At 71.1% G+C, this 14,512-nt stretch carries 13 protein-coding genes; 10 read left to right on the top strand and 3 right to left on the bottom strand.

Going from position 1 to position 14,512, the window contains the following annotated elements:
- The first annotated feature begins 14 nt into the window (after positions 1 to 14).
- The 4 genes from ACIBQX_RS08870 to ACIBQX_RS08855 all read left to right on the top strand — a co-directional run bounded on the left by ACIBQX_RS08870 (position 15) and on the right by ACIBQX_RS08855 (position 5,331).
- Positions 15 to 1,001, top strand: a complete 987-nt coding sequence (locus ACIBQX_RS08870) for an AAA family ATPase (RefSeq protein WP_397002227.1) — start codon at positions 15 to 17, stop codon at positions 999 to 1,001.
- Positions 1,001 to 2,080, top strand: coding sequence for a DUF58 domain-containing protein (locus ACIBQX_RS08865; RefSeq protein ID WP_397002225.1), 1,080 nt, complete (start codon positions 1,001 to 1,003; stop codon positions 2,078 to 2,080). The genes ACIBQX_RS08870 and ACIBQX_RS08865 overlap by 1 nt, the downstream gene beginning before the upstream one ends.
- Positions 2,081 to 2,154: 74 nt before the next feature.
- Positions 2,155 to 4,260, top strand: a complete 2,106-nt coding sequence (locus tag ACIBQX_RS08860; protein WP_397002223.1) for a DUF3488 and transglutaminase-like domain-containing protein — start codon at positions 2,155 to 2,157, stop codon at positions 4,258 to 4,260.
- Between the two features lie 57 nt (positions 4,261 to 4,317).
- On the top strand, positions 4,318 to 5,331 hold the full coding sequence (locus ACIBQX_RS08855; protein WP_397002221.1) for a winged helix DNA-binding domain-containing protein: 1,014 nt from the start codon (positions 4,318 to 4,320) through the stop codon (positions 5,329 to 5,331).
- A gap of 83 nt (positions 5,332 to 5,414) precedes the next feature.
- Here ACIBQX_RS08855 and ACIBQX_RS08850 read toward each other — a convergent pair whose 3' ends face one another.
- The gene (locus ACIBQX_RS08850) at positions 5,415 to 6,965 is read right to left on the bottom strand and encodes a protein kinase (RefSeq protein ID WP_397002219.1); all 1,551 of its coding nucleotides are present in this window, start codon (positions 6,963 to 6,965) and stop codon (positions 5,415 to 5,417) included.
- A 132-nt stretch (positions 6,966 to 7,097) separates the two neighbouring features.
- Between ACIBQX_RS08850 and ACIBQX_RS08845 the strand changes: the two genes are divergently transcribed.
- A complete protein-coding gene (locus tag ACIBQX_RS08845) occupies positions 7,098 to 7,829 on the top strand; it encodes an SDR family NAD(P)-dependent oxidoreductase (RefSeq protein ID WP_397002217.1) in 732 nt (243 codons plus the stop codon).
- A 32-nt stretch (positions 7,830 to 7,861) separates the two neighbouring features.
- Here ACIBQX_RS08845 and ACIBQX_RS08840 read toward each other — a convergent pair whose 3' ends face one another.
- Positions 7,862 to 8,560, bottom strand: a complete 699-nt coding sequence (locus ACIBQX_RS08840; protein WP_397002215.1) for a M50 family metallopeptidase — start codon at positions 8,558 to 8,560, stop codon at positions 7,862 to 7,864.
- 34 nt (positions 8,561 to 8,594) lie between these two features.
- On the opposite strand from ACIBQX_RS08840, the gene ACIBQX_RS08835 reads away from it, so the two are divergent.
- From ACIBQX_RS08835 to corA, 3 genes are read left to right on the top strand one after another with little or no spacing between them, the layout of a single operon-like run.
- Positions 8,595 to 9,479, top strand: a complete 885-nt coding sequence (locus tag ACIBQX_RS08835) for an amidohydrolase family protein (RefSeq protein ID WP_397002213.1) — start codon at positions 8,595 to 8,597, stop codon at positions 9,477 to 9,479.
- A 7-nt stretch (positions 9,480 to 9,486) separates the two neighbouring features.
- Positions 9,487 to 9,957 carry a nuclear transport factor 2 family protein gene (locus tag ACIBQX_RS08830; protein ID WP_397002211.1) on the top strand — a complete coding sequence of 157 codons (471 nt, stop codon included), beginning with the start codon at positions 9,487 to 9,489 and terminating at the stop codon, positions 9,955 to 9,957.
- Between the two features lie 8 nt (positions 9,958 to 9,965).
- Positions 9,966 to 11,084 (top strand): magnesium/cobalt transporter CorA, encoded by a 1,119-nt coding sequence (corA, locus tag ACIBQX_RS08825; RefSeq protein WP_397002209.1) that lies wholly within the window; start codon positions 9,966 to 9,968, stop codon positions 11,082 to 11,084.
- A 13-nt stretch (positions 11,085 to 11,097) separates the two neighbouring features.
- Here corA and ACIBQX_RS08820 read toward each other — a convergent pair whose 3' ends face one another.
- The gene (locus tag ACIBQX_RS08820) at positions 11,098 to 12,267 is read right to left on the bottom strand and encodes a cytochrome P450 (RefSeq protein ID WP_397003829.1); all 1,170 of its coding nucleotides are present in this window, start codon (positions 12,265 to 12,267) and stop codon (positions 11,098 to 11,100) included.
- A 339-nt stretch (positions 12,268 to 12,606) separates the two neighbouring features.
- On the opposite strand from ACIBQX_RS08820, the gene ACIBQX_RS08815 reads away from it, so the two are divergent.
- Both ACIBQX_RS08815 and ACIBQX_RS08810 read left to right on the top strand, forming a co-directional pair.
- The gene (locus tag ACIBQX_RS08815; protein WP_397002207.1) at positions 12,607 to 13,152 is read left to right on the top strand and encodes a PadR family transcriptional regulator; all 546 of its coding nucleotides are present in this window, start codon (positions 12,607 to 12,609) and stop codon (positions 13,150 to 13,152) included.
- Between the two features lie 40 nt (positions 13,153 to 13,192).
- Positions 13,193 to 14,512: an FAD-dependent oxidoreductase gene (locus tag ACIBQX_RS08810; RefSeq protein ID WP_397002205.1), complete on the top strand. Its 1,320-nt coding sequence runs from the start codon at positions 13,193 to 13,195 to the stop codon at positions 14,510 to 14,512.

Genomic DNA, 14,512 nt, shown 5'->3' with positions numbered 1-14,512 from the left:
ACGGGGGACTCAGCGTGACGCAGTACGCCTACGAGCAGACCCAGCAGCCCGCGGCGCTCGCCGGGCAGTTCGCCCAGCGCTTCCAGATGCTCGCGGCCAACATCGAGCAGGTCATCCGCGGCAAGCGGGAGGCCGTCGAGCTGGCCCTGGTGTGCATGTTCGCCGAGGGGCACCTGCTCATCGAGGACGTGCCGGGCACCGGGAAGACGACCCTGGCCCGCTGCATCGCGGCCAGCGTCGACGCCGAGTGGGGGCGCATCCAGTTCACCCCCGACCTGCTGCCCAGCGACATCACCGGCGTGTCGATCTTCAACCAGGCGCACCAGAAGTTCGAGTTCCACCAGGGGCCGGTGTTCGCCAACATCGTGCTCGCCGACGAGATCAACCGCGCCTCCCCGAAGACCCAGTCCGCGCTGCTGGAGGTCATGGAGGAGCGCAAGGTCACCGTGGACGCCGAGCCGCATCCGGTGCCCAGGCCTTTCCTGGTGGTGGCCACCCAGAACCCGGTCGACATGGACGGCACCTACGCGCTGCCGGAGGCGCAACTGGACCGGTTCCTCATGCAGATCTCCGTCGGCTACCCCGATCACGTGTCGGAGGTCGAGGTGCTCAAGGGCATGCCGTCGGGGCCGCAGGTGGACCGGCTGCCGGTGGTGGCCCGCGCCTCCGACGTGGCCGGGATGATCGACTTCGCCACCCGGATCCACGTCGCCGACCCCGTCTACGACTACATCGTCGCGCTCTGCGCGGCCACCCGGCACAGCCCGCACCTGCGGCTCGGCGCCAGCCCGCGCGGCAGCCTCGCGCTGCTGCGCGCCGCCAGGGTCAAGGCCGCGGCGGCGGGGCGGCACTACGTGGTGCCCGAGGATGTCAAGGCGCTGGCCGTGCCCGTGCTGGCGCACCGGCTCATCCGCACCCCCGAGGCCGAGCTGCGCGACGTCACCGCGGCGAACGTGCTCGGCGAGCTGCTCGCCGGGATGCCCGTGCCCCAGGCGGCGTAGTGCTGACGCCGCTCGGCTGGGGCACGCTCGCCGGCTCCGTGATCCTGTACGCGGCCGGGTTCGCGCTCGGCTACCCCGAGCCCGTCGTGCTGGCCACCGGCGGCCTGCTCGCGCTGGCCGCCGCGCTGCTCTGGACCGCGCCCAAGCCCCGGCTGGAGGTGCGGCGCGAGGTGACGCCGGGCAAGGTGCCGCGCGGCGACGCCGCCGTGGCGGTCCTGCACGTCCGCAACCTCGGCCGCCGGGCGCTGACGGGGCTGCGCGCCAGGGACCGGATCGGCGCCGCCGAGCACACCGTCGACCTACCCCGCGTGCCCCGGCGCGGCACGCGTACCGTCTCCTATCCGCTGCCCACGCGGACCCGCGGCGACATCCCGGTCGGCCCGCTCCTGCTGGTCCGCGCGGACCCGCTCGGCCTCACCCGCAAGATCAGGGAGTACGGTGCGGCGGCGACGCTCCTGGTCCGTCCCCGTACGGTCACCCTGGCCGTGCCGCCGTCCGGCAAGGCGCACCATCTGGAGGGGCCCACCAGCGACAACGCCCCCAGCGGCACGGTCACCTTCCACACACTGCGCGAGTACGTCGTCGGCGACGACCTGCGCCACGTCCACTGGCGCTCCAGCGCCCGCACCGGGACGCTCATGGTCCGCCAGCTGATCGACGCCAGCCTGCCCACCACGACGGTCGTGCTCGACACCCGCGGGCTCACCGAGCTCGCGGTCGATGCGGCCGCCTCGGTCGCCGTGGCCGCCGCCGGGGCCGGCTTCCCCGTCCGGGTGGTCACGGGCGAGGGACCGGTGGCCGAGACGAAGGCCGACGCCGAGAGCGTGCTCGACCGGCTGGCTCTCGTCGGTCCGGGCACGGCGGGCGTCGCCGAGGCGATGCGGCTGGCCCGGGGCGGCGGCTCGCTCGTCCTGGTCACGGCCGACCCCGCCGAGGCGGGCCGAGCCGCGGGTGTCCGCCGCCGCTTCGACCGGGTCGTATGCATATACGTCGGGACAAATCCAGTTACCGCCCCCGGAGTGACCCTCGTCCCCATCACCAACCTGGACGACCTCCCACTGATCTGGGGCCCCCGATGACCCGACCCACCCCTCCACCCACCCCAGGCCCGCCCGCAGCCGGTCCTCCGGGCGGCTTGCCGGGTGCGCCGGGTATGGCTACGGCCCCTCCTCCGGTGGGCTCCGTACCGGTGGGTGAGGGGGATGGGCGCTCGGGGGCGGAAGCGTTGTGGCGGCGGCTGGTGGGGGTCGCGCTGGTGGCGGGGGTCGCTGGGGTGGCCGGGTGGGGGTTTCACCGGGTGTTTCCCGGCGCGGAGCTGCTCGTGGCCGTGGTGCCCGCCGCCGTGGGCCCGGCCGTGGTGGCCGCGTTCACCTGGCGGCGGCCCCTCTGGCTGGCGCTGCTGCTCGACGTGCTGGTGTGGATCGCCGGAACGGTCCCGCTCTACCAGGGGCTCGCCCCCGCAGTGGTGGTGGACCTGGCCGACTCCTGGCAGGCGCTGCTCACCACCCTGCTGCCCGCCCAGCCGGAGCCGCGGCTGCTCATCCTGGTGCACACGCTCGTCTGGGCCGCCGCCACCATCGGGGCCGAGGTGCTCACCCGCACCCGCACCAAGATCGCCGCCGCGGTGCCGGCCCTGGCGGTGTTCGGGGTGGCGCTGCTGTTCGGGGTGGACGGCACCGGCTCCAACCTGCCCGTCGCCGGCGCCGTACTGGTCCTCGTCGTGGCCCTGGCGCTGGTCAGGGACGGGCGGCCGGCGCTCTGGCTGCTCGCGGGAGTGCCCGCCGCCGCCGCGCTGACGGCCCTCGCCCTGCTCGTCGGCCCCCTTCTCCCCATCGCCGCGGAGCCGTACAACCCTCGTCAGGACGCCGAGCAGCCGCCTCCCAAACGCGTCGACAGCGTCAGCCCGCTCGACCGCGTGTCGGCCTGGCTGCAGATCCCCGACCGGGAACTTTTCACCGTCAAGGCGGACAAACCGCTCAACTGGCGGCTGGCCGTACTCGATCGGTACGACGGCGTGCGCTGGACGTCCGGCGGGCGCTTCCAGCCGACCGGCGGGCGGGTGCCGGACGGCGAGTGGACGGGCGAGGCGGAGACCGTGCGGCAGACGGTGACGTTCCGCGGGCTGCCCGGCACCTGGCTGCCCGCCGCGGAGCGGCCGGTGGAGGTCGGCGGGGTACGCGGGCTCGTGGTGGACCCGGACAGCGGCTCGCTGCTGGTCGACGGGAAGGCGGGCAAGGGGTTCGGCTACCAGGTGACCTCTCGGGTGGCCAAGCCGTCGAAGGCGGACCTGCTCGCCGCCACCCCGGTCGACGAGCCGGCGCTGACCACCTTCCCGGCGGGGCCGCAGGAGAAGCTGTTCCGCGAGCTGGCCCAGGAGGCGACCAAGGGTGCGGACCTGCCGATCAAGCAGGCGTACCGGCTGCAGAGCTACCTGCGCGCCAACGCCGGCTATGACGTCACCGCGCCGCCAGGACACTCGCTCAAGGGGCTGGAGTTCTTCCTGGAGACGACGCGCATGGGGACGTCGGAGCAGTTCGCGTCGGCGTTCGCGCTGATGGCCAGGACGCTGGGGCTGCCGTCGCGGGTGGTGGTGGGGTTCCGCCCCGGGCAGGCCGTCGATGGGGTCTATCACGTCAAGTCGGGACATGTGATGGCGTGGGCGGAGATCAAGTTCGACAAGCTGGGCTGGCGGCCGTTCTATCCGACGCCGGGCCGCAGCGGCTCCAAGGACGACCATGACGTGGTGTCCTCGGCCATCAAGGAGAGCGAGGAGCTGCAGGGCGAGTTCACCAAGGGCGGAGCCGGCCGGCCCAAGGCGTCACAGCGTCCGGACGCCGGCGCCGGCGAGCCCCCGTCCGGGCCGCCTGTCTGGATCATCCTTGCCGCGGTGGGCGGCGGGATCGTGCTGGTGTACGGCGCGCTGACGATCATCTTGCCGTGGTGGCGCAGGCGCGCCCGCAGGAACGTTTCGGGCGCGGGGGCGAGGGTTCTCGGCGCGTGGGCGCAGACGTGCGACGACCTCGGCCTCAGGGCGGAACGGGCGCTGACGGCCGAGGACGTCGTCACCCGCCAGCCAGGCGACATCTTCCCCTATCTCAAGGCATTAGCCGATATTTGCAACTTCGCCCGCTACGCTCCGGAGGACATCTCACCGCAGGCGGCAGACGAGGCCTGGCGCCACAGCGACGCCGTACGCCGAGCGGTACGCACCAGAACCCCGCTCCCCACCCGCCTGCGCAAACGCCTGCTCCTGCGCTGACGAGCCATGCCCGGGGCGCTGAGTCGGTGGCCGAGGCAGGGCGGCATGATCGGGGGTATGCGCAGCGTCGAGGCCCAGCTTCTCCATCGTCCCCCCGGTCACGGCGCCGGGGATGTCGTCCGGCGCCTGGCGGCCATGCAGGCGCAGGACATCCCCTCCGCCTACCTGGCCTTCCGCGCGCGCTCGGCCACGCTCACCCGGGCCGACGTGGAGTCGGCCTGGCAGGCTCGTGAGATCGTCAGGACCTGGGGCCCGCGCGGCACCCTGCACTTCACGCACGTCGACGACCTGCCCTGGCTGCACGCGCTCACCAGGCGCGACACCGCCACCCTGCGCCGCCTCGCCCAGGAGGGCGTCACGGGCGACGACCTGCTCCCGCTCATCGACCGCGCGCTCGCCGGCCAGGGCCCGCTCACCAAGGCCGAGCTGACGGAGCGGCTGGCGGGCCGCGCCCACGGCCAGGGTGTCGTGCACCTGGTCGCCCTGGCCGCCCACCACGGCCTGGCCGTGCTCGGCCCGCCGCGCGGCGGCAAGCCGACGTACGTGCACGCCGCCGACTGGCTCGGCGCCCCGATCGCCGCCGAGCGCGACAGGGAACGCGCCCTGGCCGAGCTGGCCCTGCGCTACCGCCGCGCCCACCAGCCGTCCGAGCCCGAGGACCTGGCCGCCTGGTCGGGCCTGTCCCTGGGCGACGCCCGCACCGCCTGGCGCCTGGCCACCGCCGTCCGGAAGCGGCCTGCCGCCGCCTCCGAGCCGTGTGCCGCCGCCTCCGGCCCGTCTGCCACCGCCTCCGAGCCGCCTGCCGCAGGGCGGGGACCGATGGTGCGGCTCGCTCCGGCGTTCGACGAGTACCTGCTGGGCTGGCAGAGCCGGGACCCGATCCTGGCCGCCGAGCACGCCCGCACCGTGTTCCCCGGCGGGGGCGTCCTGAGACCCGTCATCATCGTCGGCGGTGAGATCAAGGGCGTGTGGAGCCGGAAGGGCGCCGAGGTGACGGTGATGCCGTTCGCCGAGCCCGTCCCCGGCTCGCTCGACGACGAGATCGAGGACGTCCGCCGGTTCCTGAGCTAGCGGCCTGCCGTCCCGACGTGCCGTTCCGGCCCGGTTCCCTGGCACGGGAAGCACAGAGCAGCCCATAAGGGCGGATTCGGTGGCTAGCCGGACTTCCTGGGGACCGCTCCTCTGATGCACGTGGGCTTCGACCAGGCGACCGTGCTGTTCTCGCCGATGTTCAGCGGTACGCCGACGACGAAGCAGTAGCCCGTGCCGGGGTCGAGTCCTGCCAGCCGGGTGGAGGTGGTGCCCGCCTCCAGCGGGGTGAGGGCCTGCCCGTCCCGCTCGACCGGCGAACGCTGCACCACGACCGGGTAGCGGCGCGCCCCGGCCGGCAGCGCCCAGCTCAGCTCGACGAGCGTGCCCTGGTCCGCTGCCACCCGCACCCTCCGGGGAGCCAGCGCGGCGACCTTCCCCTTGTCGACCTCGGCGGGGGCCTGGTCCTCGGTGGCCCGCTGCGACGCGGCCGGCACGCTCGCCGTGGGATCGGCCACCGGCGGGCCGGCCTGCTGCCTCGACAGCCAGACGGCCAGCACCGTGCCCGCGACGGCCACGGCGGCGACGGCCGTCCCGATCATCACCCTGGCCTTCAGCCCCGGCGCCCGCCCACCCGGCTTCGCCGCGAGATGGCCGTAACCGGCGGCCACCGGCGCGGACGGACCCGCCGGCGAGGCCTGCGTCGGCCCGGTGTACGGGGTCGCCACCGGGAAGGACGTGGGGGCCGGCGGCGACTCTCCTGCCGGGACGTACGGGTTCGCGGGGAGCGGTCGGCCGGGGGTGATCTCCTGGCCGATCAGGTCCGTGACCGGCAGCCCCAGCTCCGCCTGCACCTGCTGCAGCCGCTGCGCGAACGCCCTGGCCGAGCCGTACCGCTGATCGGGCTGTTTGGCCATGGCGCGCAGGATGCTCTCGGCAACCACCGGCGGCACGTCGCCCCGGTTGATCGGGGGCGGGGCGTTGCTGAGCACCCGGTACATGAGCGGCGCGATCGACGGGTCCGTGGGGCTGTGGAAGGCGGGCTGGCCCGCCAGCAGGTGGTAGAGGGTCGAGCCGAGCGAGTAGATGTCGGTGGACGTGGAGTGCGGCTGCCCGGTCACGACCTCGGGGGCGGCGTGCAGCGGGGTGAACGCGTGTGAGGTCGCGGAGATCTCGGCCGAGTCGACGACCCTGGCCACGCCGAAGTCCGCGACGGCCGGCTCGCCGTACCTGGAGATGAGGATGTTCTGCGGTTTGATGTCGCCGTGCAGGACGCCGGCCTCGTGCACGGCGGCGAGCGCGCCGGCCAGCTTGACGCCCGCCCGCAGCACGTCGGGAACGGGGAACGGGCCCTCGTTGCGCAGCTTGTCGCGCAGGGTGCCGTTCTCGAAGAAGTCCATGGCGATGTACGGCTTGCCGGAGCGCGTCACGCCGGTGTCGAAGACGGTGACGACGTTCGGGTGGCCGGTCAGCCGTCCGGTGAGCTGCAACTCCCGCTGGAATCTGCGCATGGTCCGCTGGTCGACCCGGTCGACCGACAGCACCTTGAGCGCGACGATCCGGTCGAGGCGTTCCTGGTGGGCGCGGTAGACGACGGCGAACCCGCCCTGGCCCGCCTGATCGAGCACCCGGTAACCGGGCGCGTCCCCTGGCAGCACGACCTTCCCCCCTGTCACAGGAGAGTTTAGTGGGAAATTTCGCAGTTAGAGGGGATTCATCGAGTACGCAGATCTCTGGACTAGCATGACCGCGATCAACCGCTTTGAAGCACAGTGTCAAAGAAGTCAACAGCACGGGGGAGAACGAGTATGAGCACCATCGCCATCGTGGGAGCGGGACCCCAGTTAGGCCGAGCGATCGCGCACCGCTTCGCCCGCGAGGGCTTCGATGTCGCCCTGATCGCGCGCAGCCGGACGACCCTCGAGAAGATGGTCGTCGAGCTGACCGAGACCGGGGTCCGGGCAGCCGCCTTCCCGGCCGACGTGACGGACCGTCCGGGGCTGCGTGACGCTCTGGCCGCCGCCGAGGATCACTTCGGCACGATCGACGTGCTGGAGTATTCTCCGGGGCCGTCGCCCGCGGACTTCGCCGCCCGGCCGATCGTGGAGGCGTCGCAACTCACGGTCGAGTCGATCGTGGCGGAGATGGAGATGTACGTCTACGGCGGCGTGACGGCGGTGGGGCAGGTGCTACCGGGGATGTTGCGGCGCGGTCGCGGCACCATTCTGGCCACCACCGGCGCCGGCTCCGGACCCATGATCGTGCCCGAGGTGGCGAACGTTCAGGTGGCTACGGCGGGCCTGCGCAATTTCATCCTCAATCTGCACGCATCGGTCGCCGAGCGCGGCGTGTATGCCGCGCACGTGGCCTTGGGCGCGTTCATCGGCCAGGGCAGTCCGAAATCGGAGCCTGATGTGATCGCGGACGCCTACTGGCGGCTGCATCAGGAGCGTAGCGAGTCGGAACTGTTCTACCTGGACCTGCCGGACGACTACGTGTTCGAGGGGGTGTCGCCGCAGTTCCTCTCCGAAGGCGAGTGAGCCGTTCGAGCCATGCCGGAGAGGTTCCCCTCTTAGAGGGGGTTCATCAGGTACGCGCCCGCGACCACCGAGCCCACCCCGACCAGCAGGAAGAAGAACACGTAGAACCCGCCGGGCAGGAACGTCAGCCTGGCGAGCTGGTCGGCGTCGGAGTCGCGGGCCTGCCGTCTGCGCCGCTTGCGCTGCAGCTCGAAGATCGGCCGGATGCCGCCGAACAGCAGGAACCAGACCACGACCAGGGCCACCACCTGCTGCACCTCGGCGGGCGCGTACATCGACACCGCGAACACCGCGCCGCCCGTCACCAGCAGGATCAGCGCGCCGTACAGGTTGCGGATCAGCAGCAGCATGCAGACCAGGAAGAGCAGCATGCTCCAGATGAGGAGCGTGATCCGCCCCTGGTCGGTCAGCCAGGCGGCGGCCAGCCCGAGCAGCGAGGGCGCCAGATAGCCGGCGAGCGCGGTCAGCACCATGCCGAGCCCGTTGGGCCTGCCCCGGGTGAGCGTCACCCCGGAGGTGTCGGAGTGAAGCCGGATGCCCTCTAACTTGCGCCGCGTGAGCAGGGCCATCACGGCGTGGCCGCCCTCGTGGGCGATCGTGATCAGGCCTCTGGTCAGCTGCCAGGACATGGTGAAGGTGACGATCGCGAGTGCGGCGAGAGCCGAGCCGCCCACGACCCAGGGGTCGGGGGCGGACTGGACCTCGATCAGCTGATCCCAGAGCTTGTCCATCGAGGAGAAACCCTATCCAGGTAAAGTCTCGGCTGTGCTCACAGAACGCCATTCTGACGCGGACGTTCCAGGTTGGTGGCGGGCGCTCGGCCTGCCCGGCCTGATCGACCTGCATGTGCACTTCCTGCCCGAGCGGATGGAGCGCCGGGTCTGGCACCACTTCAACCACGGCGGGCCGCTGATGGGCGAGGGCTGGAAGATCGAGTACGAATGGCCGGTGGAGGAGCGGGTGACCCGGCTGCGCGAGCTGGGGCTGCGCGCCTTCCCCGCGCTCGCGTACGCGCATCGGCCGGACATGGCCGCCGACCTGAACGCCTGGACGCTCGACTTCGCCCGCCGTACACCGGGATGTCTGCCGTCCGCGACGTTCTATCCCGAGCCGGGAGCAGCGGACTACGTGCGGCGGGCGCTGGATGACGGCGTCAAGATCTTCAAGGTGCACCTGCAGGTCGGCGGCTTCGATCCGCGCGAGGCGGCGCTGGCGGAGATCTGGGGGCTGCTGGCCGACGCGGGCGTGCCCGTGGTGGTGCACGCCAGCTCGGTGCCCGTGCCGGGCGGCTGGATCGGCCCGGAGCCGATCGGCGAGGTGCTGCGCCGGCATCCCCGGCTGCGGGTGGTGATCGCGCACCTGGGCATGCCGGAGTACGGCCCGTTCTTCGAGCTGGCGCGGACCTATGAACGGGTGGCGCTGGACACCACGATGGCCTTCACCGACTTCGCCGAGCGGGGCATGCACTTCCCGGCGAAACTACGTCCCGCTTTGCGTGATCTGGGGCTGGCTGGGAAGGTGGTTCTCGGCAGTGACTTCCCCACCATTCCGCACCCGTACGCACACCAGCTCCACGCACTCGACCGGCTCGATCTGGGCGACGAATGGTTGAGGGCCGTGTGCTGGAGCAACGGCCTGGCCATGATCTGATGGAAAAGTGAACGAACGGCACGTTGCGCTGATCAGCGCGTTCCATGAAGCTCTGAGTCGCGCCGACTTCGCGGCGATGGAGCGTTGCTACCACCCCGAGGTGAGCTTCGGAGACCCCATCTTCCAGGAGGTGGAGGGCCGCGAGAGAGTGATGGCGATGTGGCGCCTCCTGCTCGGGGTGCGTAACGGGCTGCGCGTCACCTACGGTGAGGTGACCGCCGACGACTTCTCCGGCACCGCGCACCGGACCGCCCGCTACACCTTCGCCAGCACCGGGCGCGAGGTGGTCAACGAGATCGAGGCGCAGTTCCGGTTCGACGGCGACCTGATCGTCCGGCATCACGAGGAGTTCGACTTCAAGCGCTGGTCCAAAATGGCGCTGGGCCGTCCCGCCGGGCTGCTGTTCGGGTGGACCCCGATGTGGCGCAAGACCATCCGCGACCGAGCGTTGCAGGAGCTGAACCAGTTCCGTCCCTAGGAGGTGGCATGGCCAGGGTGAAAGGGCTCAGGCGTGGTGGCGCGGTCCGCGAGGAGGCGCCCGAACACTCGATGGATCCACGCGCCTCCGAAGAGCCGCCTTACCGGCCGACCGTGATCAACAACACGATCTACCAGGATGGCAAGGCGGTCGACAACCCCGGCTCGCTGGCCGACGCCTTCGAACGCCTCAAGCAGATGCCCGGCGCCCTGGCCTGGATCGGGCTCTACCGGCCGAAGGAGTGGGAGCTGGTCAAGCTCGCCGAGGAGTTCGAGCTGCACGAGCTCGCCCTGGAGGACGCGATCGTGGGCTCGCAGCGGCCCAAGGCCGACCGCTACGGCGACACGCTCTTCGTCGTGCTGCGCGCCGCCCGCTACCTCGACGACGTCGAGGAGGTGGCGTTCGGCGAGGTGCACATCTTCGTCGGCCCCAACTTCGTGCTCACCGTACGGCACGCGGAGGCGCCCGACCTCCAGGCGGTACGCAAGCGCATGGAGTCCGACCCCGACCTGCTCCGCCAGGGCCCCCAGGCGGTGCTGTACGCCATCCTGGACGCCGTCGTCGACGGTTACGCCCCGGTCGTGGCCGGGCTGCAGAAGGACATCGAGGAGATCGAGGCCCAGGTCTTCGGCGGCGACCCGTCGGTCTCCCGCCGCGTCTACGAGCTGTCGGGCGAGGTCATCGAGTTCCAGCGCGCCACCACACCGCTGGTACGGCTGATCGACGGGTTCATCGCCGGCGCCGAGAAGTACGACCTCAACGAGGAGCTGCTGAGCTACCTGCGGGACGTGGCGGACCACGTCATCACGGTCGCCGAACGGGTGGCCTCCTTCCGCCAGCAGCTCCAGGACATCCTGGTGGTCAACTCGACGCTGGTCACCCAGGCCCAGAACGCCGAGATGGCCCGGATGACGGAGGTCAGCATCCGGCAGGGGGAGGAGGTCAAGAAGATCTCCTCCTGGGCGGCCATCCTGTTCGCCCCGACGGTGGTCGGCGGCATCTACGGGATGAACTTCGACAACATGCCGGAAACCCACTGGGCCTTCGGCTACCCGTTCGCGATCCTCCTCATGGCCGCCGTCTGCATCACCCTGTACGTGATCTTCAAGCGGCGCGACTGGCTGTGAGAACACGAGACCGCTAATGACCACCGTGAAGGCGGACGGCCAGCCGGGTGACGCCGCGCTGAAAGTCGGATCGCCGGCCGACCTCGTCGGCCGGCACCGCCAGTTCCAGGTGGGGAAACCGTGTCAGCAGCGCGCTGAACACGACCTGTGCCTGCAGACGGGCCAGCGGCGCGCCGAGGCAATAGTGGATGCCATGCCCGAAACCCAGATGCGGGTTCGGCGCACGGTCCAGCCGCGGCTCGCCCGCATCCTGGAAATGGGCCTCGTCACGGTTGGCCCCCGCCAGGCTGATCATCACCCGGGAGCCGGCCGGAATGGACTGACCGCCGAGCTCGAGCGCCTCAGTGGTCCTGCGCTGCGTCGCGGTGGCGATCGGCGACTCGTACCGGATGAACTCCTCGATGGCGGTCGGCAGCAGTTCAGGTTCGTCGCGGAGCCGGATCCATCGACCCCGGTCTTCGAGCAGGACGAACACGCCGTTGCCGATCAGGTTGACAGTGGTCTCATGGCCGGCGATCAGCAGCATGAACACCATCGACGTCAGCTCGTCCTCGGACAGTCGATCGCCCTCCTCTCGCGCCGCGAGCAGACCGCTCAACAGGTCATCGCCGGGATGCGCGGCCCGGTCGGCCAGCAGGGTCCGGGTGCGCTTCAACACCCTCTCCAACGCCTGGGGCATCTCGTGCTGCCGGGCCGGCCCGGCAGCCACGATCGCGGACCAGTCGCGGAACTCGACGCGATCCTCGGCCGGCACACCAAGGAGCTCACAGATGACCTGCAGGGGCAGCGGGTAGGCGAACGTCTCGATCAGATCGACCGTCTCGTGGGCGGCGATCGCATCGAGCATCCCGGCGGTCAGCTGCTCGATGCGCGGGCGCAGAGCCTCGATGCGGTGGGCGGTGAACGTGGCCGAGATCAGTCGGCGTAGACGCGTGTGGTCCGGAGGGTCGAGGAACATCATCATGCGCAACATCGAACTGGCGAGCTCCGGCTCAAGGCCGAGTTCCTCGGCCCTGAGCACCTTGGACAGACGCCGGTCCGACAGCGCCTGCCGAGCGGCTTCGTAGCCGGTGACCCGCCAGGCCGAGGTGCCGTCGGGTAGCGGGATCATCTGGATATCAGAGGTCACTACAATTTCCTTATGTCGCGTTCGTAGATCGTTCCGCAGTAAATGCGTGATCATCACCCTATGGTGGTGATCGCGGCTTCGAGCACCCGGAGAGCCCGCCGACCCGCGGCGCGGAGCCTTCCTCGCGGCACGACTACCCGATGGCGGCGTGGCGCGCGGCGGCTCTCGAAGAGGTGGGCGCACCGGCCGGCTGACCGTCGGTGGATGCCCTAGGCGGCCACCTTACGCAGCAGCGGCAGGCTGGTGCTGCGGGCTCAGGATGCCTGCAGCCCGGTGAGAGCGCGCGCTGGGGGAGCGCAGGCGATGGTACGCGGTCGATGCGGGTGGTGAGGTCCTGGCCGCTGTGAGTACTCACGCTTGCGTACAGTCACGTAGTCGTGTTTGAGTACTCGCATGCGAGCAACGCGCCTCTTCATTCTCGGCGCCCTGGCCGACGGCGGCCCCATGCACGGGCACAAGATCCGAGCCGCGGCACAGATCGACCGGGTCGAGCTGTGGGCGGACATCAAGCCCGGATCGCTGTACGGCGCGTTGCGCCGGATGGCGGAAGAGGGCGTCGTCGAGGTGGTCCGGACCGAGCAGGAGGGCAACCTCCCTGCTCGGACGGTGTACGGAATCACCGACAAGGGCCGGGCCGAGCTGGTCTCGGTGATCAGATCCGCCCTGGCCGACACGAGTCTCCGGCCGGATCCGATCCAGCTGGTGCTCCTGCACATCGACGAGATCGGCCCTGAAGAGCTGCGCGCAGCGGCCCAGCAGCGGCGCGACTCCTACGCCACACAGCTCGACTTCTGGCGCAACCTCCGCACCGTGGCCGGACCCCATCTGACCAGGTTGGAGGCCGTGGCCTTCGACCACACCCTGATGCGGCTCGAGACAGAGGTCACCTGGCACGACCGCCTGCTGGCGGAGCTCACGGACACGACCGAGCAGACCTGACGGCACGAGCAAGCGCCCCCCACAGAAAGCGGAACCCCCTATGTCCCTGAAGAGATTGAACGTCGCCGTGATCGGCGGCGGGATCGGCGGGCTCTGCCTGGCACAGGGTCTGCGGCGAGCCGGCGTGAATGTCACCGTGTACGAACGGGACCGCACGGCTGACGCGCGGCTCCAGGGCTTCCGGCTGAACATCGAGCCGACCGGGAGCGCTGCCCTGCACGCCTGCCTGCCACCCGTCCTGTGGGAGCTGCTGGTGGCCACCGCCGGCGACCCAGGGCCCGGGATCGGCTTCCGCGACGAGCGGATGCGGCCGCTCGTCCTCATCGGGCAGGACGGCCCGGACCGTGATCCGCTGGACCCCGCGACCAGCGAGCACGCGGTCAGCCGCGTCACGCTGCGCAAACTGCTGCTGGCCGGCCTGGAGGACGTGGTCCGCTTCGACCATGAGTTCACCGGCTTCGCACGGGCGGACGACGGGACGGTCACGGCGAAGTTCGCCAACGGCACCACCGCGACCGCCGACGTGCTCGTCGCGGCCGACGGCGTCAACTCCCGGGTGTGGGCGCAGCTCCACCCGGGGGCCGGCCGTGCCGAACTGCCGGCGACGGCCGTCGCCGGCAAGCTGTTCCTCACCGAGGAGAACCGACGATGGCTGCCGGACCTGCTCGCCGGCCGGAACGTCTTCTGGCCGCGCAGGGACTTCCTGTTCACCGCGATCTTCCGCAGGCGCGAGAATCCCGCGTCGATCACCGCCAGGCTCGGCGACCGGGTGCGCGCGCTCGGGCTCGACCCGGAACACCTGCTGGCGGACTCGCATGACGACGACTACGTCCTGTGGGCGTTCATCATGCACCGCGACTCCCTTCCGGCGAGTTTCACGTCGAAGGCTCAGGACGACCCGGCCGCGCTGCGGGAGTTGCTGGCCGAGCGGACGGCCGGGTGGCATCCCGACCTGCGCCGCCTCCTGTCCGACTCGACCCCGGACACCCTCTACCGGACCGGGTTCAGCGCCGCCGAACCGCTCGACCGGTGGGAGACCGGCAGTGTCACCGGGCTCGGGGACGCCGTCCACCACATGCCGCCGGTCGGCGGGCTCGGCGGCAACACGGCGCTGCGCGACGCGCACCGGCTCTGCGCCGCTCTTACCGCGGCCGACCGCGGCGAGGAGCCGTTGCTGCGGGCGTTGGGCGCCTACGAGGCGGACATGCTGCGCCACGGGTTCGAGACGATCCGCGAGGTCGTGCGCAACACCGAAGCCGCGATCACCAGCAGCGCGCTGAAGCGATCAGCGACTCGAAGGTTCTTCCGGGTCTGCGAGGCCCTCCCGCCCCTCGGCCGCGCGGCGTTCGGGAAGCGCTGA

This window comes from Nonomuraea sp. NPDC049714 (assembly GCF_044465295.1).
Taxonomy (GTDB): domain Bacteria; phylum Actinomycetota; class Actinomycetes; order Streptosporangiales; family Streptosporangiaceae; genus Nonomuraea.
Note: the sequence above shows the minus strand (reverse complement) of the source record. Positions and strands in the feature narration are given on the sequence as shown.

Coding starts and splice junctions, on each gene's coding strand:
- ACIBQX_RS08845 (WP_397002217.1), top strand. CDS start 7,098: ATGAGCACCATCGCCATCGTGGGAGCGGGACCCCAGTTAGGCCGAGCG.
- ACIBQX_RS08855 (WP_397002221.1), top strand. CDS start 4,318: ATGCGCAGCGTCGAGGCCCAGCTTCTCCATCGTCCCCCCGGTCACGGC.
- corA (WP_397002209.1), top strand. CDS start 9,966: ATGGCCAGGGTGAAAGGGCTCAGGCGTGGTGGCGCGGTCCGCGAGGAG.
- ACIBQX_RS08815 (WP_397002207.1), top strand. CDS start 12,607: ATGCGAGCAACGCGCCTCTTCATTCTCGGCGCCCTGGCCGACGGCGGC.
- ACIBQX_RS08820 (WP_397003829.1), bottom strand. CDS start 12,267: ATGATCACGCATTTACTGCGGAACGATCTACGAACGCGACATAAGGAA.
- ACIBQX_RS08810 (WP_397002205.1), top strand. CDS start 13,193: ATGTCCCTGAAGAGATTGAACGTCGCCGTGATCGGCGGCGGGATCGGC.
- ACIBQX_RS08860 (WP_397002223.1), top strand. CDS start 2,155: ATGGCTACGGCCCCTCCTCCGGTGGGCTCCGTACCGGTGGGTGAGGGG.
- ACIBQX_RS08840 (WP_397002215.1), bottom strand. CDS start 8,560: ATGGACAAGCTCTGGGATCAGCTGATCGAGGTCCAGTCCGCCCCCGAC.